Origin of the sequence: Pseudomonas sp. G.S.17 (assembly GCF_038096165.1) — a bacterium.
Classification (GTDB): Bacteria; Pseudomonadota; Gammaproteobacteria; order Pseudomonadales; family Pseudomonadaceae; genus Aquipseudomonas.
Map to the genome: position 1 here is coordinate 1 of NZ_CP151076.1, position 22,083 is coordinate 22,083.

The window sequence follows — 22,083 nt, forward strand, 5'->3', positions numbered from 1 at the left end:
ACCGGCTTTCGACTTAGGGGATATTCGTGTCAGTGGAACTTTGGCAGCGCTGCGTAGAGCTTTTGCGCGATGAGCTGCCTGCCCAGCAATTCAACACCTGGATCCGTCCGCTACAGGTCGAAGCCGAAGGCGACGAGTTGCGCGTCTATGCGCCGAACCGCTTTGTTCTCGATTGGGTCAATGAAAAATACCTGAGTCGCCTGCTTGAGCTGCTTGGTGAACATGGCCAGGGTCTGGCGCCTGCGCTTTCCTTATTAATAGGCAGCAAGCGCAGTTCCGCTCCCCGCGCCGCACCCAATGCGCCATTGGCCGCCGCAGCTTCTCAGGCGATGGCCTCAAACCAGGTCGCAGCTTCCGCGCCGGCCCACGTCGTAACGCCGGCTCCTGTGCATCCGATGCCTGTCCATGACGAGCCGTCCCGAGCCAGTTTTGATCCGATGGCGGGAGCCAGTTCGCAGCAAGCGCCGGCGCGTGCCGAACAGCGCACGGTCCAGGTAGAAGGTGCGCTCAAGCACACCAGTTACCTGAACCGGACTTTTACCTTCGAGAACTTCGTCGAAGGTAAGTCCAACCAGCTCGCACGCGCGGCTGCCTGGCAAGTCGCAGACAACCCCAAGCACGGTTACAACCCGCTGTTCCTTTATGGCGGTGTTGGCCTGGGTAAAACCCACTTGATGCACGCGGTGGGTAACCATCTATTAAAGAAGAACCCGAATGCCAAGGTTGTGTACCTGCATTCGGAGCGCTTCGTGGCCGACATGGTCAAGGCGCTGCAATTGAATGCCATCAACGAGTTCAAGCGTTTCTACCGTTCGGTGGACGCGCTGCTGATCGATGACATTCAGTTCTTCGCCCGCAAAGAGCGCTCCCAGGAAGAATTCTTTCATACTTTCAATGCGTTACTGGAAGGTGGACAGCAAGTCATCCTGACCAGTGACCGCTATCCGAAAGAGATCGAAGGCCTTGAAGAACGTCTGAAGTCGCGTTTCGGTTGGGGCCTGACCGTTGCGGTCGAGCCGCCCGAGCTGGAAACCCGGGTTGCGATTCTGATGAAGAAAGCGGATCAGGCGAAAGTGGATCTGCCACACGACGCCGCGTTCTTTATTGCCCAGCGCATCCGCTCCAACGTTCGTGAACTCGAAGGTGCGCTCAAGCGTGTCATTGCGCACTCGCACTTCATGGGTCGCGACATCACCATCGAGCTGATTCGCGAATCGCTGAAAGACTTGCTGGCGCTGCAAGACAAGCTGGTGAGTGTGGATAACATTCAGCGCACCGTCGCTGAGTACTACAAGATCAAGATCTCCGACCTGTTGTCCAAGCGTCGCTCCCGATCTGTGGCTCGCCCGCGCCAGGTGGCGATGGCGTTGTCCAAGGAACTGACCAACCACAGCTTGCCCGAGATTGGCGATGTGTTCGGCGGCCGTGACCATACGACGGTCTTGCACGCATGCCGCAAGATCAACGAGCTTAAGGAATCCGACGCGGACATCCGCGAGGACTACAAGAACCTGCTGCGTACTCTGACTACCTGATGACACCAGCGCAGCTTATTAAGGCAAGGGACTAGACCATGCATTTCACCATTCAACGCGAAGCCCTGTTGAAACCCCTGCAATTGGTCGCCGGCGTGGTTGAACGCCGCCAGACCTTGCCGGTGCTCTCCAACGTGCTGCTGGTTGTTCAAGGCCAACAGCTTTCGCTGACCGGTACCGACCTTGAGGTCGAACTCGTCGGCCGCGTCCAGTTGGAAGAACCTGCTGAGCCGGGCGAAATCACCGTACCCGCGCGCAAGCTGATGGATATCTGCAAAAGCTTGCCCAACGACGCTCTGATCGATATCAAACTTGATGATGCCAAGCTGGTCGTCAAGGCGGGTCGCAGTCGCTTCACGTTGTCGACGCTGCCGGCCAATGATTTCCCTACCGTGGAAGAGGGTCCTGGCTCCCTGACGTTCAACCTGGTGCAGAGCAAACTGCGTCGCTTGATCGAACGCACCAGTTTCGCCATGGCTCAACAGGATGTGCGCTACTACCTCAACGGTATGTTGCTGGAAGTCAGTGCTGGCATTCTGCGCGCCGTTGCCACCGACGGTCACCGTCTGGCCATGTGCTCCATGACGGCGGATATCGAACAGGCTGATCGTCATCAAGTGATCGTGCCGCGCAAAGGTATTCTGGAACTGGCCCGCCTGCTGACTGAGCAAGACGGTATTGTCAGCATCGTGCTGGGTCAGCATCACATTCGCGCGACCACCGGTGAGTTCACCTTCACTTCGAAACTGGTCGACGGCAAATTCCCTGATTACGAGCGCGTTCTGCCGAAAGGCGGCGACAAACTGGTATTGGGCGATCGTCAGGCGTTGCGTGAAGCGTTCAGCCGTACGGCGATTCTTTCCAACGAGAAATATCGCGGTATTCGCCTGCAGTTGGCCGCTGGCCAGTTGAAGATTCAGGCGAACAACCCGGAGCAGGAAGAAGCAGAAGAAGAGATCAGCGTTGACTACAACGGCGGCTCGCTGGAAATCGGCTTTAACGTCAGCTACTTGCTGGACGTCCTGGGTGTGATGACCACTGAACAGGTTCGCCTGATTCTGTCCGACTCCAACAGCAGCGCCTTGGTGCAAGAGTCGGACAACGACGATTCCGCCTATGTCGTCATGCCGATGCGCCTGTAATCAGCATGCTCATGTTCAGCGGAATCTAGATGTCTCTCAGCCGCGTCTCGGTCACCGGGGTGCGCAATTTGCACCCGGTGACTTTCTCCCCTTCCCCGCGTATCAACATCCTCCACGGTGAAAATGGCAGTGGCAAAACCAGCGTGCTGGAAGCCATCCATTTGCTTGGCCTTGCCCGATCCTTTCGCAGCTCCCGTCTGCTTCCCGTCATTCAGTACGAGCAACCGTCGTGCACAGTTTTTGGCCAGGTCGAACTCGCCGAAGGCGGACATAGCAGCCTGGGTGTTTCACGGGATCGCCAAGGCGACTTCCAGATTCGCATTGATGGACAGAACGCACGCAGCGCGGCGCAACTTGCCGAGACCTTGCCGCTGCAACTGATCAATCCGGACAGTTTTCGCTTGCTCGAAGGTGCGCCAAAAATACGCAGGCAGTTCCTCGACTGGGGAGTGTTCCACGTGGAACCTCGTTTCATGTCGACGTGGCAGCGCCTGCAGAAGGCCTTGAGGCAGCGAAACTCATGGCTGCGGCATGGTACACTTGACGCCGCTTCGCAAGCGGCATGGGATCGCGAGCTGTGCCTGGCCAGCGATGAAATAGATGAGTTTCGCCGAGCATACATCAAGGCTTTGAAGCCAGTCTTTGAACAAACCTTGAGCGAGCTGGTTGAGCTCGAAGGTTTGACCCTGAGCTACTACCGAGGATGGGATAAAGAAAAAGAGCTGAGCACGGTGCTCGCTTCTTCTCTCCATCGGGATCAGCAAATGGGCCATACACAGGCCGGACCACAACGCGCCGATTTGCGCCTTAGATTAGGCGCACACAACGCCGCGGATATTTTGTCCCGGGGTCAGCAGAAGTTAGTGGTCTGCGCGCTGCGCATTGCCCAAGGACATCTCGTTAGCCAGGCTCGACGCGGCCAATGTATTTACCTGGTGGATGACTTGCCGTCGGAACTCGATGAGCGTCACCGTCAGGCACTTTGCCGTTTGCTGGAAGAATTACGCTGCCAGGTTTTTATCACCTGTGTAGACCATGAATTATTGAGGGAAGGCTGGCAGACGGAAACGCCAGTTGCTTTGTTCCACGTGGAACAAGGCCGTATCACCCAGACCCACGACCATCGGGAGTGATTGCATGAGCGAAAACCAAACGTACGACTCCTCCAGCATCAAAGTGCTGAAAGGGCTAGATGCCGTACGCAAGCGTCCCGGTATGTACATCGGTGACACTGACGATGGCAGCGGTCTACACCACATGGTGTTCGAGGTGGTTGATAACTCGATCGACGAAGCTTTGGCTGGCCACTGCGACGACATCAGCATCATCATCCACCCAGACGAATCGATTACCGTCCGTGACAACGGTCGCGGCATTCCGGTAGACGTGCATAAAGAAGAAGGCGTATCGGCAGCAGAGGTCATCATGACCGTGCTTCACGCTGGCGGTAAGTTCGATGACAACTCCTACAAAGTATCCGGTGGCTTGCACGGTGTAGGTGTTTCGGTTGTGAACGCCCTTTCCGAATTGTTGCTGCTGACTGTACGTCGTAGCGGCAAGATCTGGGAACAGACCTACATCCATGGTGTTCCACAGGAACCTATGCGCATTGTTGGCGAGAGCGATTCCACTGGCACCGAGATTCACTTCAAGCCATCGGCTGACACCTTCAAGAACATCCACTTCAGCTGGGACATCCTGGCCAAGCGGATTCGTGAACTGTCCTTCCTCAACTCCGGTGTCGGCATCGTCCTTAAAGACGAACGCAGCGGCAAGGAAGAACTGTTCAAGTACGAAGGCGGTTTGCGTGCATTCGTTGAATACCTGAACACCAACAAGACTCCGGTCAACCAGGTGTTCCACTTCAACATTCAGCGTGAAGATGGTATTGGCGTCGAGATCGCGTTGCAGTGGAACGACAGCTTCAACGAGAACCTGTTGTGCTTCACCAACAATATTCCTCAGCGCGACGGCGGTACTCACCTGGTGGGTTTCCGTTCTGCACTGACGCGTAACCTCAACACCTACATCGAGCAGGAAGGTCTGGCCAAGAAGCACAAGGTCGCGACCACCGGTGATGATGCGCGTGAAGGTTTGACGGCAATCATCTCGGTGAAAGTACCGGACCCTAAATTCAGTTCGCAGACCAAAGACAAGCTGGTTTCTTCCGAAGTGAAAACTGCAGTCGAGCAGGAGATGGGTAAACACTTCTCCGACTTCCTGCTGGAAAACCCGAACGAAGCCAAAGCCGTTGTCGGCAAGATGATCGACGCTGCGCGCGCTCGTGAAGCTGCGCGCAAGGCCCGTGAGATGACTCGCCGTAAAGGCGCGTTGGACATCGCTGGCTTGCCGGGCAAACTCGCTGACTGCCAAGAGAAAGATCCTGCCCTCTCCGAACTGTACCTGGTGGAAGGGGATTCTGCTGGCGGTTCAGCCAAGCAGGGGCGTAACCGTAAAACCCAGGCGATCCTGCCACTCAAAGGCAAGATCCTTAACGTCGAGAAAGCACGTTTCGACAAGATGATCTCTTCGCAAGAAGTAGGCACCTTGATCACCGCGCTCGGCTGCGGCATTGGTCGCGACGAATACAACATCGCCAAGCTGCGTTATCACAACATCATCATCATGACCGATGCTGACGTCGACGGTTCGCACATCCGCACCTTGCTGCTGACCTTCTTCTTCCGTCAGTTGCCTGAGCTGATCGAGCGTGGCTACATCTACATCGCTCAACCGCCGCTGTACAAGGTCAAGAAAGGCAAGCAAGAGCAGTACATCAAGGACGACGAGGCCATGGAAGAATACATGACCCAATCGGCTCTTGAAGATGCCAGCCTGCACTTGAACGAGTCGGCTCCGGGTATTTCCGGTCCGCAGCTGGAGCGCCTGGTTAACGATTTCCGCATGGTCATGAAGACCCTCAAGCGCCTGTCGCGTTTGTATCCTCAGGAACTGACCGAGCATTTCGTTTACCTGCCACCGGTAAGCCTGGAACAGCTTTCCGATCACGAAGGCATGCAAGCCTGGCTCGCCCTGCTCGACACGCGTCTGCGCGTCGGCGAGAAGTCCGGTCTGGTTTACAAAGCCAGCCTGCGTGAAGATCGCGAACGTAACGTCTGGCTACCAGAGGTCGAACTGATCTCCCACGGCCTGTCCAACTACGTGACCTTCAACCGTGACTTCTTCGGCAGCAACGATTACAAGACTGTGACCGCTCTGGGTCTGCAGATCAGTACGTTGCTGGAAGAAGGCGCCTACGTACAACGTGGCGAACGCAAGAAGCCGGTCTCCGAGTTCAAGGAAGCCCTTGCCTGGTTGATGGCCGAAAGCACCAAGCGCCACACCATCCAGCGCTACAAAGGTCTGGGCGAAATGAACCCGGATCAGCTGTGGGAAACCACGATGGACCCATCTGTACGCCGCATGCTCAAGGTCACCATCGAAGACGCAATCGGCGCCGACCAGATCTTCAACACCCTGATGGGTGATGCGGTCGAGCCTCGTCGTGACTTCATCGAAAGCAATGCACTGGCAGTGTCCAACCTCGATTTCTAAGAGGTCGCACCGCTAGACAACTCAGGCCAACGTTGATCCAGCGTTGGCCTTTTTTATGGGCGGTGTAAAAGCCTGAACAGCGCCTGAATAATCACCAAGCCTGTGTGCCGTTCAGTTACGAGCGCCGTACACTTGGCCATCTGTTTCCACCTTTGGAAGTCCTGATGCCTGCAAAGCCTGCGCCCAGCATTCTGAACACCGTCGAAGGTCAGCGGTTGACTGAGGTTGATGCTGAGCGATGGCGCGAGTGGGGGCCTTATCTCAGCGAACGTCAGTGGGGCACGGTTCGTGAGGACTACAGCGCCGACGGTGATGCGTGGAATTATTTCCCCCACGACCACGCACGCAGCCGGGCTTATCGCTGGGGTGAAGACGGGATTGCCGGATTCTCGGACAAGTCCCAGCACTGGTGTCTGGGGCTTGGATTGTGGAATGAGCGCGACCCCATTCTGAAGGAGCGCTTGTTCGGGCTGAACAACGCTGAAGGCAATCACGGCGAGGACGTCAAGGAGCTGTATTTCTACGTCGATGGTGTGCCGAGCCATGCGTATATGCGCATGCTCTATAAATATCCACAGGCTGCTTTCCCCTATGATCAGCTCGTCAGCGAGAATGCGCGGCGAGGGTTGGCCGATACGGAATACGAAATTCTTGATACCGGCGTGTTCGACGATGACCGTTATTTCGATGTAGCCGTCGAATACGCCAAGCACCAGCCCGACGACATCTTCATGCGCATCACTGTGCATAACCGCAGTGATCAACGCGCATGCCTGCATGTGTTACCGCAGCTTTGGGCGCGCAATATCTGGAGCTGGACTGAGAACGCGGCGATGCCTTCATTGCGTCTCCAGGATCAAAAGCTGGTGGCGGAGCATCCCGAACAGGATGGCAAAGTGGCCAGCGCGTGGAGTGCCGAAGCCGCGTGCGAATGGCTGTTTTGCAACAACGACACCAATACGGCGAAGCTGGGAAGAGAACCAACTCCCGGGCCATTCAAGGATGGGATCAACGACTATCTGCTGGCCGGCGATGAGCAGGCCATCGACCGGGTTACCGGCACCCGCGCCGCTGCGCACTTTTTACTCGACCTGGAAGGCCGCGCCAGTCAGGTCATCTACCTGCGTTTCTGTCCGGCTGATGCAACGGCGGTTGATGCAGAAGCGTTATTCACCCAGCGCAAAGCCGAGGCCGATAGTTTCTACGCAGCGCTGCAACATGAACTGGCTGATAGCGACGCGCGCAATGTGCAGCGTCAGGCCTTGGCGGGATTGCTCTGGTCGAAGCAACTGTATTACTTCGATGTGAATTGCTGGCTCAATGGCGATCCCACGCAACCACCGCCCTCCCCCGAACGCGTCAATGTGCGCAACAAGCATTGGCGACACCTGTCGAATTTCGACATCGTGTGCATGCCGGACAAGTGGGAATACCCGTGGTATGCCTCTTGGGATCAGGCGTTTCAAGCCGTTGCTGTCGCGCTGATCGATACCGAATTCGCCAAGCAGCAATTGTTGATGCTGGTCCAGGATCGCTTCATGCACCCCAACGGTCAGCTGCCCGCGTATGAATGGCGCTTCGATGATGCGAATCCGCCGGTGCATGCTTGGGCGACCTGGCGGGTTTACAAGATGGAACAGGCGCTCAAGGGCGAAGGCGATGCGGATTTCCTTGAGCGAATTTTCCACAAGCTGTTGTTGAATTTCTCCTGGTGGGTAAATCGTAAAGACGCAGAAGGCCGTAATCTTTTCCAGGGCGGATTCCTTGGGCTGGATAACATCGCCTTGTTCGACCGCTCGGCTGATCTGCCACCGGGCTATCAGCTGGACCAGGCCGATGGCACCGCGTGGATCGCCGCGTATGCGCTGGACCTGATGCGTATTGCGTTGGAGTTGGCCAAGCGCAACGCCGCGTATGTGGATATCTCGGTGAAGTTTTTCGAACACTTCCTGTATATCGCGGGCGCGATCAACTCGGTTGACGACGATGCCGAAGGTCTTTGGGACGAGCAGGACGGATTCTTTTACGACATGTTGCGCAGCCCGAACGGTGAACGCGAGCCAGTGCGCTTTCGCTCCATCGTTGGCTTGATGCCGTTGTTTGCGGTGCAGGTTCTGGAGCAACGCGAGCATGAAGGTTTGCCAGGCCTGCGCGACCGGTTGCTGGCGTTCCTGAAACACCGTCCTGACCTCGCCCGATTGGTTTCGCGCTGGACAGAGCCGGGCAAGGGCAATCGCCTGCTGCTGGCGTTGCTCAGGGGTCAGCGCACGAAGGACCTGCTCAAGCGCATGCTCGACGAGTCAGAGTTCCTGTCCGAGTTTGGCGTGCGTTCCGTTTCCAGGGCCTATGCCGCCAGCCCGTTCAAGATGCGTATGAATGGCGATTCGTTGTGTGCCGATTACCAGCCTGCTGAATCGCCTTCGCGGCTGTTCGGCGGTAACTCCAACTGGCGTGGGCCGCTGTGGATGCCGGTCAACTACATGCTGATCGAGTCGCTGCGGGAATTTCATCGCTATTACGACGAGAACTTCTCTATCGAGTTTCCTACCCATTCGGGCTATCTGGCCTCGCTTGATGAAGTGGCCGACGAACTCAGCGCGCGCCTGACGCGCCTGTTTCTCAAGGATGGCAATGGCAGTCGGCCTTCGATGGTGGGTTATCCACAGCTTCAAGCCGATCCGCAAAGCCGCGATCTGCTGTTGTTCCACGAGTACTTCCATGGCGAAACCGGACGCGGCTTGGGCGCGTCGCATCAGACGGGTTGGAGCGCGTTGGTTGCGCTGCTTTTTCAGCCGAAAAAATAGTGGCAAATGAGCGATCTGAAACCGACTCTACAGCCATAAAAAAACCGACTTCAAGGAAGTCGGTTTTTTCGGCTCAGAAAAACTTATGCACGTTTTTGGCTCATTAATGAGCATTCGAAATAAGCAGCAAAATTAAGGGGTTGGCAGCGTTTTTTGCAGTTTTTGCGAAAACGGTGCACAGGTTATCCACAAAATCAGACCGACGCTTTTTCGGTGCTCGTCGTCGGTGCAGGCACTGAGCCCATCGCCACTTGAGTGGCCTCGTTCCAGGCCTGGACGCGATCATTCAATGCTGCAATGGCGCGTGGTCCTGCACCCTCGGCATACATTGGCGCGCCGATCACAACCTGGATTGTGCCGGGCTTTTTCGCCCAGCCTTCCTTCGGCCAATACCGGCCGGCGTTATGCGCAATCGGCAGCACCGGCAGATCGGCGTTGACCGCCAAGGCAGTGCCGCCCCGGGAAAACTTGCCGACCTGACCAAACGGCACGCGCGTGCCTTCAGGGAAGATCAGCACCCAGACGCCATCCTTGAGCAGCTCATGACCCTTCTTCGCGATTTCCTTCAGCGCCGCCTTGGGGTTTTCACGATCAATGGCGATAGGTCGCAGCATGGCCATGGCCCAGCCAAAGAACGGTACGTAGAGCAATTCGCGCTTGAGCACCTGGCTCAGAGGCTCGAAATGTGCGGAAAGGAAGAACGTTTCCCACGTGCTCTGGTGGTTGGAAATGATCACGCAGGGCGTCGCCGGGACGTTTTCCTGGCCGATCACTTCGACGCGAATGTTGAGAAATACCCGCGTGAGCCACAATGCGCAGCGGCACCAGTACACATTGATGAAACGATAGCGTGCGCGAAACGGCAGGAACGGCGCGATAAAGAAACTCAAGGTGCACCACAGCAGCGAACTGGTGCCCAGCAGCAGGTAAAAGACAAAGGTTCTGATTGCCTGCATGATCGACATAGCTACTTTTACCGTACGGGACTTATGCCCGCTCAATGAAGCGTACCGCTATTGGTTCTGCGGAGCGCTCTTGTGGATAAGTTCTGCGGCAACTGCCGCCAGATCGTCAAAAACCAAAGTACCCGTGGGCAGCGTTCCAGCCAGCGTCTTGCTGCCCTTGCCGGTCTTTACCAGAACCGGTTGAGAGCCGACGGCCAGCGCGGCCTGCAGGTCACCGCTGCTGTCACCTACAAACCATATACCCGCCAGATCCACAGCGTAGTGATTTGCGATGGTCTGCAACATGCCCGGCTTGGGCTTGCGACAAGCGCAGCCTTCGTCCGGGCCATGTGGGCAATAAACGATCAAACCGACTTCACCGCCCTGCCCGGCCACCAGTTCGCGCAAGCGCTCATGCATGGCTTCAAGCGTGGCAATGTCGTAATAGCCCCGGGCGATGCCGGACTGGTTAGTGGCGACTGCCACCGTCCAGCCGGCCTTGCTCAGTTGTGCAATCGCTTCGATCGATCCGGGGATCGGAATCCACTCCTGCACCGACTTTATGTAACTGTCGGAGTCATGATTGATGACTCCGTCCCGATCAAGGATCAACAGCTTCACGATTGGCCCCTTAGCGATCAACCCAGCAGCGAAATGTCCGCAACGCCCAGGAACAGCCCGCGCAGACGTGCCAGCAACGCATAGCGGTTGGCCCTCACGCTGGCATCTTCGGCGTTGACCACCACTGCTTCGAAGAACGCGTCGACCGGCTCTCGCAAGGCAGCCAGACGTGCCAGGGTTTCGCTGTATTGACGCGCAGCGGCCATTGGCGCAACTGCCTGGTCCGCTTGCTGGATCGCCGAGTACAAGGAGAACTCGTGGGCGTTGTCGAAATACTTGGGCTCAACGGTCTGGGCAATCTTGCCTTCGGCCTTGCTCAGCAGATTCGACACACGCTTATTGACCGAGGCCAACGCTGCCGCTTCAGGCAACTTGCGGAACGCCTGAACGGCTTGCACTCGCTGATCGAAGTCGAGTGCCGAACCCGGTTGCAGGGCACGCACCGACAGGTAAACCGCAACCTCGACACCTTCGTCTTCGTAACGGGCACGCAGACGGTCGAAGATGAACTCCAGGACTTGCTCGGCCAGACCGGCAGGTTTGATCTTGGCGCCGAACTGATTGACCGCGAATTTCACGGTTTCGATCAGGTCCAGATCCAGTTGTTTCTCGATCAGGATGCGCAGGATGCCCAGCGCCGCGCGACGCAGTGCATACGGGTCTTTGCTGCCGGTCGGCAACATGCCGATCCCGAAGATCCCGACCAGGGTGTCGAGCTTGTCTGCGATAGCAACCGCAGCGCCCGTCAACGTGGTCGGCAGTTCTGCACCGGCGCCACGCGGCATGTACTGCTCGTTCAATGCCAGTGCGACATCTTCCGCTTCGCCGTCGGCCTTGGCGTAGTAATAACCGGCAACGCCCTGCATTTCAGGGAATTCGCCGACCATTTCGGTCGCCAGGTCGCACTTGGACAGCAGCCCGGCGCGTGCGGCGCGTTGTGCGTCGCCGCCAATGCGTGGGGCGATGAATGCCGCCAGTTTGGCAACACGCTCGGCCTTGTCGAAAACACTGCCCAACTGCGCCTGGAACACGACGTTCTGCAGGCGCTGGTTGAAAGTTTCCAGCTTCTGCTTCTTGTCCTGCTTGAAGAAGAATTCGGCGTCGGTCAGGCGTGGGCGAACGACTTTCTCGTTACCCAGGACGATCTGCTGCGGGTCCTTGCTTTCGATGTTCGCGACCGTAATGAAGCGCGGCAGCAATTTACCGTCGGCATCCAGCAGGCAGAAATACTTCTGGTTGTCCTGCATGGTGGTGATCAAGGCTTCCTGCGGTACTTCAAGGAAGCGCTCTTCAAACGAACACACCAGCGGCACTGGCCATTCGACCAGCGATGTCACTTCGTCCAACAGGGCTGGCGGCACGATGGCGGTACCTTCGTGCTGAGTCGCCAGTTCTTCGACGCGCTTGGTGATGATCAGGCGACGTTCATTGAAGTCGGCCAACACATAGGCGGCGCGCAGGTCGCTCAGGTAGCTGGCGGGCGAAGTGATGCGCACGCTTTCCGGGTGATGGAAGCGGTGACCACGGGATTCGCGACCGGAAGTCTGGGCCAGGATCGTGCAGTCGATCACTTGATCGCCGAACAACATGACCAGCCATTGGGTCGGACGCACGAACTCTTCCTTGCGAGCACCCCAGCGCATGCGCTTGGGAATCGGCAGGTCGTTCAGCGAATCTTCAACGATGGTCGGCAACAGGCTCGCCGTCGCCTTGCCGGCGATGCTCTGGCTGTAGCGCAACTTCGGGCCGCTCTGATCAATTTCACTCAGATCGACGCCGCATTTCTTGGCGAAACCCAATGCCGCCTGGGTCGGATTACCTTCAGTATCGAAGGCGGCCTGACGCGGCGGCCCGTCGAGATTGACGCTGCGATCCGGTTGTTGGGTCGACAGATCGGTGATCAGCACAGCCAGACGACGCGGCGCGCCATACACCTGCTTGGCGCTGAACGTCAGGCCTGCCGCGAGCAAGCCTTTCTCGATACCGGCCAGAAAAGCATCGGCCAAGGTGTTGAGCGCTTTTGGCGGCAGCTCTTCGGTGCCCAGTTCAACCAGGAAATCTTGAGCACTCATTGTTGCGCCTCCAGCTTAGCCAACACTTCATCACGTAAATCGGGCGGTGCCATCGGGAAGCCCAGCTTGGCGCGGGCCATCAGATAAGCTTGCGCAACCGAACGGGCCAGGGTGCGCACACGCAGGATGTATTGCTGACGTGCGGTGACGGAAATCGCCCGACGCGCATCCAGCAGGTTGAAGGTGTGCGACGCCTTCAGGACCATTTCATAGCTTGGCAGCGGCAACGGCTGATCCAGTTCGATCAGGCGCTTGGCTTCGCTTTCATAGAAATCGAACAGTTCGAACAGCTTGTCGACGTTGGCGTGCTCGAAGTTGTAGGTCGATTGCTCCACTTCGTTCTGGTGGAACACATCGCCGTAAGTCACTCGGCCGAATGGACCGTCAGCCCAGACCAGGTCATAGACCGAGTCGACGTTCTGCAGGTACATGGCCAGGCGTTCCAGGCCGTAAGTGATTTCGCCGGTCACCGGGTAGCATTCGATGCCGCCCGCTTGCTGGAAGTAGGTGAACTGCGAGACTTCCATGCCGTTGAGCCAGATTTCCCAGCCCAGACCCCAGGCGCCCAAAGTCGGCGATTCCCAGTTGTCTTCGACGAAACGCACGTCGTGGACCAACGGGTCCAGGCCGACATGCTTCAGCGAGCCCAGGTACAACTCCTGAAAGTTGTCCGGGTTCGGCTTGAGCACTACCTGGAACTGGTAGTAATGCTGCAAGCGGTTAGGGTTTTCGCCATAACGGCCATCTGTAGGACGGCGGCTTGGCTGTACGTAGGCTGCGTTCCAGGTTTCCGGGCCGACGGCGCGCAGAAACGTGGCAGTGTGGAAAGTGCCGGCGCCTACTTCCATATCGTAGGGCTGAAGTACCACGCAACCTTGCTCGGCCCAGTATTGCTGGAGGGCGAGGATCAAGTCTTGGAAGGTACGCACGGCTGGCGTAGGCTGGCTCACGAAATTCACCTGTACTGGGGCTGCGATTTAAAGAGCGGGAGTATACCCGATTCGGCCGCGCCTCCACCCTTGGGAGCCCTATGGCACGCTGCTTTTGGTGCAACGATGACCCTGTTTACATCGATTATCACGATCTGGAGTGGGGCGTACCGCTGCGCGATGCGCAGAAGCTCTTCGAGTTGCTTTTGCTCGAAGGGTTCCAGGCGGGCCTTTCATGGATCACGGTTCTGAAGAAACGCCCGCGTTATCGTGAGGTCATGTTCGGTTTCGACGTGCAGCGTGTCGCCGACATGACTGACGCCGATATCGAAGCGCTGATGCTTGAACCGGGCATCATTCGCAACCGCCTCAAACTGAACGCCGCACGCCGCAACGCCAGAGCCTGGTTGGCTTTGGACAATCCGGTGGAGTTTCTCTGGTCCTTCGTCGGCGGGCAGCAGAAGGTCAATCACTTCAAGGATCGCAGCCAGGTTCCGGCCATCACGCCAGAGGCCGAAGCCATGAGCAAAGCCTTGAAGAAGGCCGGCTTCACGTTCGTCGGACCGACGATTTGTTACGCCTATATGCAGTCCAGCGGCATGGTCATGGATCACACCATCGACTGTGATCGCTACGCGGTTTTGACTCGCTGATGGTTACAATGGCCGCCTTGAGATTTAGGGAGTGATCTGTGGAAAAGTTTAAAGGCGCCCTGATGGTTGGCGCATTGCGCCTGTTCGCCCTGCTGCCGTGGCGCGTTGTGCAGTGGGTTGGCACCGGCATCGGCTGGCTGATGTGGAAGTTGCCGAACCGCTCCCGTGAAGTGGCGCGGATCAATCTAGCCAAGTGCTTCCCGGAAATGGACGCCGCCGAACGCGAGCGTCTGGTCGGGCAAAGCTTGATGGACATCGGCAAGACCTTGACCGAAAGCGCCTGCGCCTGGATCTGGCCTGCCCAGAAATCCATCGATCTGGTGCGTGAAGTCGAAGGCCTCGATGTGCTCAAGGAAGCGCTGGCGTCCGGCAAGGGCGTGGTCGGCATCACCAGTCACCTGGGCAACTGGGAAGTGCTCAATCACTTCTATTGCAGCCAGTGCAAACCGATCATTTTCTACCGGCCACCAAAGCTCAAGGCGGTGGACGACCTGCTGCGCAAACAGCGAGTGCAATTGGGCAACCGCGTCGCCGCGTCCACCAAGGAAGGCATTCTCAGTGTCATCAAGGAAGTGCGCAAAGGTGGCTCGGTGGGCATTCCGGCTGATCCGGAGCCTGCGGAATCGGCGGGTATCTTCGTGCCGTTCTTCGCCACCCAGGCCCTGACCAGCAAGTTCGTGCCCAACATGCTGGCGGGCGGCAAAGCGGTCGGCGTATTCCTGCATGCCATGCGCCTGCCGGACGGTTCGGGTTACAAAGTCGTGCTCGAAGCCGCGCCGGAAGCGATGTACAGCACCGACGCCGCAACCTCGGCTGCGGCCATGAGCAAGGTCGTCGAGAAATACGTGCGGGCGTATCCGAGCCAATACATGTGGACGATGAAACGCTTCAAGAAGCGCCCGGCCGGGGAAGCCCGCTGGTATTGAAAGCCGCCGCCCGGTTCAACGCGACCCGGCAACCGTACGGAAGTCAGGGGCGTTAAAAGAAACTCAACCCCACCTGGAACAGCCGCTCCACATCGCGGATGTATTTTTTATCCACAAGGAACAGGATCACGTGGTCGCCCGAGGCGATCACCGTGGCGTCGTGGGCGATGATCACTTCGTCGGCGCGGATGATGGCGCCAATGGTGGTGCCCGACGGCAGCGCGATGTCCTTGATGGCTTTGCCGATCACCTTGCTGGATTTCGCGTCGCCATGGGCCACGGCCTCGATGGCTTCTGCTGCGCCCCGGCGTAGCGAGTGGACGCTGACGATGTCGCCGCGACGCACGTGGGTCAGCAAGGTGCCGATGGTCGCCAGTTGCGGGCTCACTGCGATATCGATTTCCCCGCCCTGCACCAGATCGACGTAAGCCGGGTTGTTGATGATGGTCATCACCTTGCGCGCACCCATGCGCTTGGCCAGCAGCGACGACATGATGTTGGCTTCGTCGTCGTTGGTCAGCGCCAGGAACAGGTCGGTGTTGGCGATGTTCTCTTCCATCAACAGATCGCGGTCCGAGGCGCTGCCTTGCAGGACCACGGTGCTATTGAGGGTTTCCGAAAGGTAGCGGCAGCGCGCCGGGTTCATCTCGATGATCTTGACCTGATAGCGGCTTTCGATAGCCTCCGCCAAGCGCTCGCCGATATGTCCGCCGCCGGCAATGACGATACGTTTGTAGTTCTCGTCCAGCCGGCGCATCTCGCCCATCACCGCACGAATATCAGCCTTGGCAGCAATGAAGAACACCTCGTCGTCGGCTTCGATGACGGTATCACCCTGAGGCAGAATCGGCCGGTCGCGACGGAAGATCGCCGCCACGCGCATGTCGACGTTGGGCATGTGTTCGCGCAGTTGGCGCAATTGCTGACCTACCAGTGGCCCGCCGTAATACGCTTTCACCGCCACCAGTTGCGCCTTGCCACCGGCGAAGTCGATTACCTGCAAAGAGCCGGGGTATTCGATCAGGCGCTTGATGTAATTGGTGACCACTTGCTCGGGGCTGATCAGCACGTCCACGGGAATCGCGTCGTTGTCGAACAGTCCGGCGCGCGTCAGGTAAGCCGCTTCGCGCACCCGGGCGATTTTCGTCGGGGTATGAAACAGCGTGTACGCAACCTGGCAGGCGACCATGTTGGTTTCGTCGCTGCTGGTCACGGCGACCAGCATGTCGGCATCCTCGGCACCGGCCTGACGCAATACGGTCGGGAACGAGCCTCGGCCCTGCACGGTGCGGATATCCAGGCGGTCGCCCAGATCACGCAGCCGATCGCCGTCGGTGTCGACCACCGTGATGTCGTTGGCTTCACCGGCCAGATGTTCCGCCAGCGTCCCGCCCACCTGTCCGGCGCCGAGGATGATGATTTTCAATCAGTTGCTCCTTGAAGCGCGACGTGATCGCAAAGCCAATACGCACCCTGTGGGAGCCGAGCTTGCTCGCGAAGACGGTCTGTCTGGTCTAGATAATTTTCTGGATATACCGGCCTCTTCGCGAGCAAGCTCGCTCCCACGCAGGTCATCCAGCGTAGCTGTATCACGCCGCTATCTTGATCAGTTTGGCGTAATAAAACCCGTCATGCCCGCCTTCCTGCGCCAATAGCTGGCGGCCGTGAGGCTGTTTCAGGCCGGGAGGTTGTTGGCCGAGTTGCCCGGCGATATCCAGTTCCCGCGCGCCTGAAGTCCGGGCGAGGAACGCGGCGATGACTTCGGTATTTTCCATCGGCAGCGTCGAGCAGGTGGCATATAAAAGTACGCCGCCAACCTGCAACGTCGGCCACAGCGCGTCGAGCAGTTCGCCTTGCAACGTCGTCAGGGCCGGAATGTCATCGGCCTGACGGGTCAGCTTGATGTCCGGATGGCGACGAATCACGCCTGTTGCCGAACAAGGTGCGTCGAGCAGGATGCGATCAAACTGCTTGCAGTCCCACCATTGCGCGGTTTCCCGGGCGTCGGCAGCGATCAACTCGGCGCACAGGCCCAGACGTGCGAGGTTTTCCCGAACGCGAACCAGACGCTTGGCTTCCAGATCCACGGCGACCACACCGGCCAGCGCCGGTTGGACTTCCAGCAAATGGCAGGTTTTGCCACCGGGTGCGCAGCAGGCGTCGAGCACGCGTTGGCCGGGCGCCAGTTCGAGCAGATCGGCGGCCAGTTGCGCGGCTTCGTCCTGCACGCTGATCCAGCCTTCGGCAAAGCCCGGCAGGTTGCGGACATCGCAAGGTTCAGTCAGCAAAATGCCGTCCTGGCTGAAGGTGCAGGCGCTGGCTTCAATGTCAGCGGCGCCTAACAACTGCAAGTATTGGTCACGGTTGTTATGCCGACGATTGACCCGCAGGATCATCGGCGGATGTGCGTTGTTGGCGGCGCAGATCGCTTCCCATTGTTCCGGCCAGGCGGCTTTCAACGCCTTTTGCAGCCAGCGCGGGTGGGAAGTACGAACTACCGGATCATGTTCCAGCTCGGCCAACAGCGCTTCGCTTTCCCGCTGGGCGCGGCGCAACACGGCGTTGAGCAGAGCTTTGGCCCAGGGCTTTTTCAGCTTGTCGGCGCAACCGACGGTTTCACCGATGGCGGCATGCGCCGGGATTCGCGTGTAGAGCAGCTGATACAAGCCCACCAGCAGCAATGCTTCGACGTCGGCATCAGCGACCTTGAAGGGTTTTTGCAGCAGTTTCTCCGCCAGCGCCGACAGCCGTGGCTGCCAGCGGGCGGTGCCGAATGCCAGATCCTGGGTCAGGCCTCGATCACGAATCTCGACTTTATCCATCTGGGTTGGCAGCGAACTGTTCAGCGACGCTTTGCCGCTGAGTACCGCGGCCAATGCCTTGGCGGCGGCCAGGCGCGGGTTCATTGACCCGTTACCGGTTGGCCCAGCACGGTGCCGACGGCGAATTTCTCGCGGCGGCTGTTGAACAGATCAGTAAAGTTCAGCGGTTTGCCGCCGGGCAGTTGCAGGCGGGTCAGACGCAAGGCGCCTTCGCCACAGCCGACAATCAGACCGTCCTTGCTGGCGGCGAGAATTTCGCCCGGCGCGCCCTGCCCTTCGGCAATGCTGGCGGCCAACACCTTCAGGGCTTCGCCATTGAGGGTGCTGTGGCAGATTGGCCACGGATTGAAGGCACGTACCAATCGCTCCAGCTCAACGGCCGGACGATTCCAGTCGATGCGTGCTTCGTCTTTGTTCAGTTTGTGGGCGTAAGTGGCGAGGCTGTCGTCCTGCACTTCGCCGACCAGCGAACCGTCGGCCAAACCGGCAATGGCTTGCAGAACCGCCGGTGGGCCAAGTTCAGCAAGGCGATCATGCAGCGTGCCGCCGGTGTCTTCGCCGGTAATTGGCGTCACAGCCTTGAGCAGCATCGGGCCGGTGTCCAGACCCAGTTCCATGCGCATCACGGTCACGCCGCTTTCTGCATCGCCGGCTTCCACGGCACGCTGAATCGGCGCCGCCCCGCGCCAGCGCGGCAGCAGCGAGGCATGACTGTTGATGCAGCCCAGACGCGGAATATCCAGCACCACTTGTGGCAGGATCAGGCCATAAGCGACCACCACCAGCAGATCAGGCTTGAGTGCCGCGAGTTCGGCCTGCGCCGCTGCGTCGCGCAGGGTCGGCGGTTGCAGCACGGGGATGTCATGTTGCAAGGCGAGCTGCTTGACCGGGCTGGGCATCAGCTTTTGTCCACGACCTGCCGGGCGATCAGGCTGGGTGTAGACGGCGATGATCTGGTAAGGGCTGTCGAGCAAGGCCTTGAGGTGTTCGGCGGCAAATTCGGGGGTGCCGGCGAAGACGATGCGCAGTGGCTCAGTCATGGGCTTCTCGTAGGGAAAGGGGGTGGTCTGTGGGAGCCGAGCTTGCTCGCGAAGACGGTGCATCAGCCCCAGACGATGCAGCGGATGTTCCGGTTATTCGCGAGCAAGCTCGCTCCCACCAAGTCAAATCAAGCGTTCTGCTTGTGCAGTTTTTCCAGCTTCTTCTTGATCCGGTCGCGCTTGAGGTTGGACAGGTAATCGACGAACAGTTTGCCGTTCAGGTGATCGCATTCATGCTGAATGCACACCGCCAGCAGACCTTCGGCGACTTCCTCGTACGGCTTGCCGTCACGATCCAGGGCCTTGATACGGATTTTCTGTGGGCGGTCGACATTCTCATAGAAGCCTGGCACCGAAAGACAGCCTTCCTGGTACTGGTCGACTTCGTCGGTCAGGGTTTCGATTTGCGGGTTGATGAAAACCCTTGGCTCGCTGCGGTCTTCGCTGAGGTCCATGACCACGACGCGCTTATGCACATTGACTTGCGTTGCAGCAAGACCGATGCCTGGCGCTTCGTACATGGTTTCAAACATGTCGTCGACCAACTGGCGAATGCCGTCGTCCACCTCAGCCACAGGTTTGGCGATGGTGCGAAGGCGCGAATCGGGAAATTCGAGGATGTTTAAAATAGCCATATACGTAAGAGCTGCACTTGTAGGGTAAAGTCAAAATCGGCTGCCGGGCTTTAGACGTCGAAGCAGAGCAACCAGTTTTTTGAAACCGAGCCTGATGGGGCTCTATGTTCACGCAAAGCAACATGATAAAGGGATTCACTGCATGAGGAAATCACTACTCGCCCTGCTGCTGTTGGCCTCGACCGGTCTTGTGCAGGCGCAAGTGCAACTCAGGGAAGGCCATCCGGAGCGTTACACCGTTGTCGCTGGTGACACGCTTTGGGACATTTCCGGCAAATTTCTCAGCGAGCCGTGGAAATGGCGCGAGATCTGGAGAGCCAACCCGCAGATTCACGACCCCGATCTGATCTATCCCGGCGACTCGCTGGCGCTGGTCTACATCGACGGCCAGCCGCGCATCGTGCTCAATCGGGGCGAATCCCGTGGCACGATCAAGCTCTCGCCGAGCATACGCAGCACGCCGATGGTCGAGGCCATCCCGAGCATTCCGCTGGGCGCGATCAATGCGTTCCTGCTCAGCAACCGTATCGTCGACGACCTCGCGCAGTTCAACGAAGCACCGTACATTGTCGCCGGCAACGCCGAGCGCGTGCTCAGCGGCGTGGGCGATCGAATCTACGCCCGAGGCACGGTCGACCCTGCGCATCCGGTGTATGGCATCTTCCGTAAGGGCAAGACGTACACCGATCCGGTGACCGACGAAGTGCTCGGCATCAACGCTGATGACATCGGCGGCGGCGAAATAATTGCGACAGAAGGTGACGTATCGACCCTGATGCTGCGCCGGTCGAACCAGGAAGTCCGCTTGGGCGACCGCTTGTTCAGCAGTGAAGAACGCGCGATCAACTCCAGCTTCTTGCCGAGTGCGCCCAAGACCCATATCGACGGCCTGATCCTCGACGTGCCGCGTGGCGTGACGCAGATTGGTGTGTTCGACGTGGTCACCCTCGACAAGGGCAAGCGTGATGGCCTGGAAGAAGGCAACGTCCTGGCAATCTTCAAAACCGGCGAGATGGTTCGCGATCGTATCACCGGTGAACAAGTCAAAGTTCCTGATGAGCGTTCCGGGTTGCTGATGATTTTCCGCGCCTACGACAAACTCAGCTACGGTCTGGTTTTGCACGCGAGCCGATCTTTGGCGATCATGGACAAGGTTCGTAATCCATAGCCGTATGTTTGCAGAATTGATACAGATTCTCGTTGCTAACGTTCAGTTATCAAATAGTTGTCAACAGAGTTATCCACAGGTTTGCCCACCGCCTGAGGTGGGCTACAGATCAAGGAAGATCTTATGCCGCTGTTCGAAAAAGCTGCTGCTTCGCCTGCTGAACTGGAAGCGCGCCTGCGCCTGCATCGCTTGCCGGAGGTCGGCCCCAAGCGTTTTCGCAAGCTCATTGACGCGTTTGGTTGCGGCTCGTCCGCGCTGTCCGCACCAGCCAGTGCATGGCGAGCACTGGGCTTGCCATCGGCCTGCGCCGAGGCGCGACGCGAGCCGAGTGTTCGCGACGGCGCCAGCGCTGCATTAGCCTGGCTGGAGCGTCCGGGCCAGCATTTGCTGATGTGGGACGATCCTGAGTACCCCGCCTTGCTCGCGGAAATCCCCGATCCACCGCCACTGCTGTTCGTCGCAGGCGACCCCCATATTCTTGAACGTCCGCAGCTGGGCATGGTCGGCAGCCGCCGCGCCTCACGGCCCGGGCTGGATACCGCAGCCGCTTTCGCGCGTAGCCTGGCCAGCGGCGGATTTGTGATTACCAGCGGCCTGGCGCTGGGCATCGACGCCGCCGCGCACCAAGGCGCGCTGGATGTCGGCGGCGCGACAATCGGCGTACTTGGCACCGGCCTCGAAAAACTTTATCCACAGCGCAATCGTCAGTTGGCGGCGAGGATGGCGGCCGAGGGCAGCGCAGTCATTTCCGAGTTCCCGCTGGACGCCGGACCGGTCGCCAGTAACTTCCCGCGCCGCAACCGGATCATCAGCGGTTTGTCCCTCGGCGTGCTGGTGGTCGAGGCCAGCGTCGCCAGCGGCTCGTTGATTACTGCGCGGCTGGCGGCTGAGCAAGGGCGCGAGGTGTACGCCATTCCTGGTTCGATTCATCACCCCGGCGCGCGCGGCTGCCATCAGCTGATCCGAGATGGCGCAGTGCTGGTGGAAACCGTCGAGCACATTCTCGAAGCCTTGCGCGGCTGGCAGGTTCAGGCGCCTTCCTGCGCTGCGCCCGAACCCCAGGCCGCGCCGCGCCATCCGTTGCTCGCGCTGCTTTACGCTGCGCCGCATACCAGTGAAGCGCTGGCGGTGTCCAGCGGCTGGCCGTTGCCCAAAGTCCTCGCGGCGTTGACCGAGCTTGAGCTGGACGGCCATATCGCCAGTGAAGCGGGACGATGGTTCGGCCGCGCGCGCTAAG

The 22,083-nt window shown here is 58.8% G+C and carries 17 protein-coding genes; 9 read left to right on the top strand and 8 right to left on the bottom strand.

The annotated features are described in order from the left end of the window. Positions 1–26 precede the first annotated feature (26 nt). The 5 genes from dnaA (at position 27) to AABC73_RS00025 (ending at position 9,036) form a co-directional block, all read left to right on the top strand. On the top strand, positions 27–1,535 hold the full coding sequence (gene dnaA, locus AABC73_RS00005) for a chromosomal replication initiator protein DnaA (protein WP_341521933.1): 1,509 nt from the start codon (positions 27–29) through the stop codon (positions 1,533–1,535). Positions 1,536–1,573: 38 nt separating this feature from the next. Further along, a complete protein-coding gene (gene dnaN / locus AABC73_RS00010; RefSeq protein WP_065832768.1) occupies positions 1,574–2,677 on the top strand; it encodes a DNA polymerase III subunit beta in 1,104 nt (367 codons plus the stop codon). 29 nt (positions 2,678–2,706) lie between these two features. Then, positions 2,707–3,810, top strand: a complete 1,104-nt coding sequence (gene recF / locus AABC73_RS00015; RefSeq protein ID WP_341521934.1) for a DNA replication/repair protein RecF — start codon at positions 2,707–2,709, stop codon at positions 3,808–3,810. 4 nt (positions 3,811–3,814) lie between these two features. Further along, positions 3,815–6,232: a DNA topoisomerase (ATP-hydrolyzing) subunit B gene (gyrB, locus tag AABC73_RS00020; RefSeq protein WP_020292026.1), complete on the top strand. Its 2,418-nt coding sequence runs from the start codon at positions 3,815–3,817 to the stop codon at positions 6,230–6,232. A 164-nt stretch (positions 6,233–6,396) separates the two neighbouring features. Beyond that, positions 6,397–9,036, top strand: a complete 2,640-nt coding sequence (locus AABC73_RS00025) for a glucosidase (RefSeq protein ID WP_341521935.1) — start codon at positions 6,397–6,399, stop codon at positions 9,034–9,036. 194 nt (positions 9,037–9,230) lie between these two features. On the opposite strand, the gene AABC73_RS00030 is transcribed toward AABC73_RS00025, so the two are convergent. From AABC73_RS00030 to glyQ, 4 genes are read right to left on the bottom strand one after another with little or no spacing between them, the layout of a single operon-like run. Continuing rightward, positions 9,231–10,001 carry a lysophospholipid acyltransferase family protein gene (locus tag AABC73_RS00030; protein ID WP_341521936.1) on the bottom strand — a complete coding sequence of 257 codons (771 nt, stop codon included), beginning with the start codon at positions 9,999–10,001 and terminating at the stop codon, positions 9,231–9,233. Positions 10,002–10,049: 48 nt separating this feature from the next. Continuing rightward, the gene (gene gmhB / locus AABC73_RS00035) at positions 10,050–10,601 is read right to left on the bottom strand and encodes a D-glycero-beta-D-manno-heptose 1,7-bisphosphate 7-phosphatase (protein ID WP_341521937.1); all 552 of its coding nucleotides are present in this window, start codon (positions 10,599–10,601) and stop codon (positions 10,050–10,052) included. Between the two features lie 17 nt (positions 10,602–10,618). Then, positions 10,619–12,673 (bottom strand): glycine--tRNA ligase subunit beta, encoded by a 2,055-nt coding sequence (gene glyS / locus AABC73_RS00040; protein WP_341521938.1) that lies wholly within the window; start codon positions 12,671–12,673, stop codon positions 10,619–10,621. Then, complete coding sequence (gene glyQ, locus AABC73_RS00045) at positions 12,670–13,623, bottom strand: glycine--tRNA ligase subunit alpha (RefSeq protein ID WP_020292021.1); 954 nt, start codon at positions 13,621–13,623, stop codon at positions 12,670–12,672. Before glyQ ends, glyS begins: the two co-directional genes overlap by 4 nt. Positions 13,624–13,703: 80 nt before the next feature. On the opposite strand from glyQ, the gene AABC73_RS00050 reads away from it, so the two are divergent. Beyond that, the gene (locus tag AABC73_RS00050) at positions 13,704–14,255 is read left to right on the top strand and encodes a DNA-3-methyladenine glycosylase I (protein WP_341521939.1); all 552 of its coding nucleotides are present in this window, start codon (positions 13,704–13,706) and stop codon (positions 14,253–14,255) included. Between the two features lie 38 nt (positions 14,256–14,293). Beyond that, complete coding sequence (locus AABC73_RS00055) at positions 14,294–15,181, top strand: lysophospholipid acyltransferase (protein ID WP_341521940.1); 888 nt, start codon at positions 14,294–14,296, stop codon at positions 15,179–15,181. A 52-nt stretch (positions 15,182–15,233) separates the two neighbouring features. Here the strand turns inward: AABC73_RS00055 and trkA are convergent, their stop codons facing one another. The 4 genes from trkA to def all read right to left on the bottom strand — a co-directional run bounded on the left by trkA (position 15,234) and on the right by def (position 19,678). Beyond that, positions 15,234–16,607, bottom strand: coding sequence for a Trk system potassium transporter TrkA (gene trkA / locus AABC73_RS00060; RefSeq protein ID WP_020292018.1), 1,374 nt, complete (start codon positions 16,605–16,607; stop codon positions 15,234–15,236). A 163-nt stretch (positions 16,608–16,770) separates the two neighbouring features. Further along, positions 16,771–18,087 (bottom strand): 16S rRNA (cytosine(967)-C(5))-methyltransferase RsmB, encoded by a 1,317-nt coding sequence (gene rsmB, locus AABC73_RS00065; protein ID WP_341521941.1) that lies wholly within the window; start codon positions 18,085–18,087, stop codon positions 16,771–16,773. Then, on the bottom strand, positions 18,084–19,043 hold the full coding sequence (gene fmt / locus AABC73_RS00070) for a methionyl-tRNA formyltransferase (RefSeq protein ID WP_341521942.1): 960 nt from the start codon (positions 19,041–19,043) through the stop codon (positions 18,084–18,086). Before fmt ends, rsmB begins: the two co-directional genes overlap by 4 nt. A gap of 128 nt (positions 19,044–19,171) precedes the next feature. After that, positions 19,172–19,678: a peptide deformylase gene (def, locus tag AABC73_RS00075; RefSeq protein WP_020292015.1), complete on the bottom strand. Its 507-nt coding sequence runs from the start codon at positions 19,676–19,678 to the stop codon at positions 19,172–19,174. A gap of 142 nt (positions 19,679–19,820) precedes the next feature. On the opposite strand from def, the gene AABC73_RS00080 reads away from it, so the two are divergent. After that, complete coding sequence (locus AABC73_RS00080) at positions 19,821–20,846, top strand: LysM peptidoglycan-binding domain-containing protein (RefSeq protein ID WP_341521943.1); 1,026 nt, start codon at positions 19,821–19,823, stop codon at positions 20,844–20,846. Between the two features lie 123 nt (positions 20,847–20,969). Then, positions 20,970–22,082 (top strand): DNA-processing protein DprA, encoded by a 1,113-nt coding sequence (dprA, locus tag AABC73_RS00085; RefSeq protein WP_341521944.1) that lies wholly within the window; start codon positions 20,970–20,972, stop codon positions 22,080–22,082. Position 22,083 lies beyond the last annotated feature (1 nt).

Bases quoted from the DNA above. Each gene is read 5' to 3' on its own strand.
- dprA (WP_341521944.1), top strand. From the start codon at position 20,970: ATGCCGCTGTTCGAAAAAGCTGCTGCTTCGCCTGCTGAACTGGAAGCG.
- AABC73_RS00050 (WP_341521939.1), top strand. From the start codon at position 13,704: ATGGCACGCTGCTTTTGGTGCAACGATGACCCTGTTTACATCGATTAT.
- fmt (WP_341521942.1), bottom strand. From the start codon at position 19,043: ATGACTGAGCCACTGCGCATCGTCTTCGCCGGCACCCCCGAATTTGCC.
- glyS (WP_341521938.1), bottom strand. From the start codon at position 12,673: ATGAGTGCTCAAGATTTCCTGGTTGAACTGGGCACCGAAGAGCTGCCG.
- def (WP_020292015.1), bottom strand. From the start codon at position 19,678: ATGGCTATTTTAAACATCCTCGAATTTCCCGATTCGCGCCTTCGCACC.
- rsmB (WP_341521941.1), bottom strand. From the start codon at position 18,087: ATGAACCCGCGCCTGGCCGCCGCCAAGGCATTGGCCGCGGTACTCAGC.
- gyrB (WP_020292026.1), top strand. From the start codon at position 3,815: ATGAGCGAAAACCAAACGTACGACTCCTCCAGCATCAAAGTGCTGAAA.
- AABC73_RS00080 (WP_341521943.1), top strand. From the start codon at position 19,821: ATGAGGAAATCACTACTCGCCCTGCTGCTGTTGGCCTCGACCGGTCTT.
- AABC73_RS00030 (WP_341521936.1), bottom strand. From the start codon at position 10,001: ATGTCGATCATGCAGGCAATCAGAACCTTTGTCTTTTACCTGCTGCTG.
- dnaN (WP_065832768.1), top strand. From the start codon at position 1,574: ATGCATTTCACCATTCAACGCGAAGCCCTGTTGAAACCCCTGCAATTG.
- recF (WP_341521934.1), top strand. From the start codon at position 2,707: ATGTCTCTCAGCCGCGTCTCGGTCACCGGGGTGCGCAATTTGCACCCG.
- AABC73_RS00025 (WP_341521935.1), top strand. From the start codon at position 6,397: ATGCCTGCAAAGCCTGCGCCCAGCATTCTGAACACCGTCGAAGGTCAG.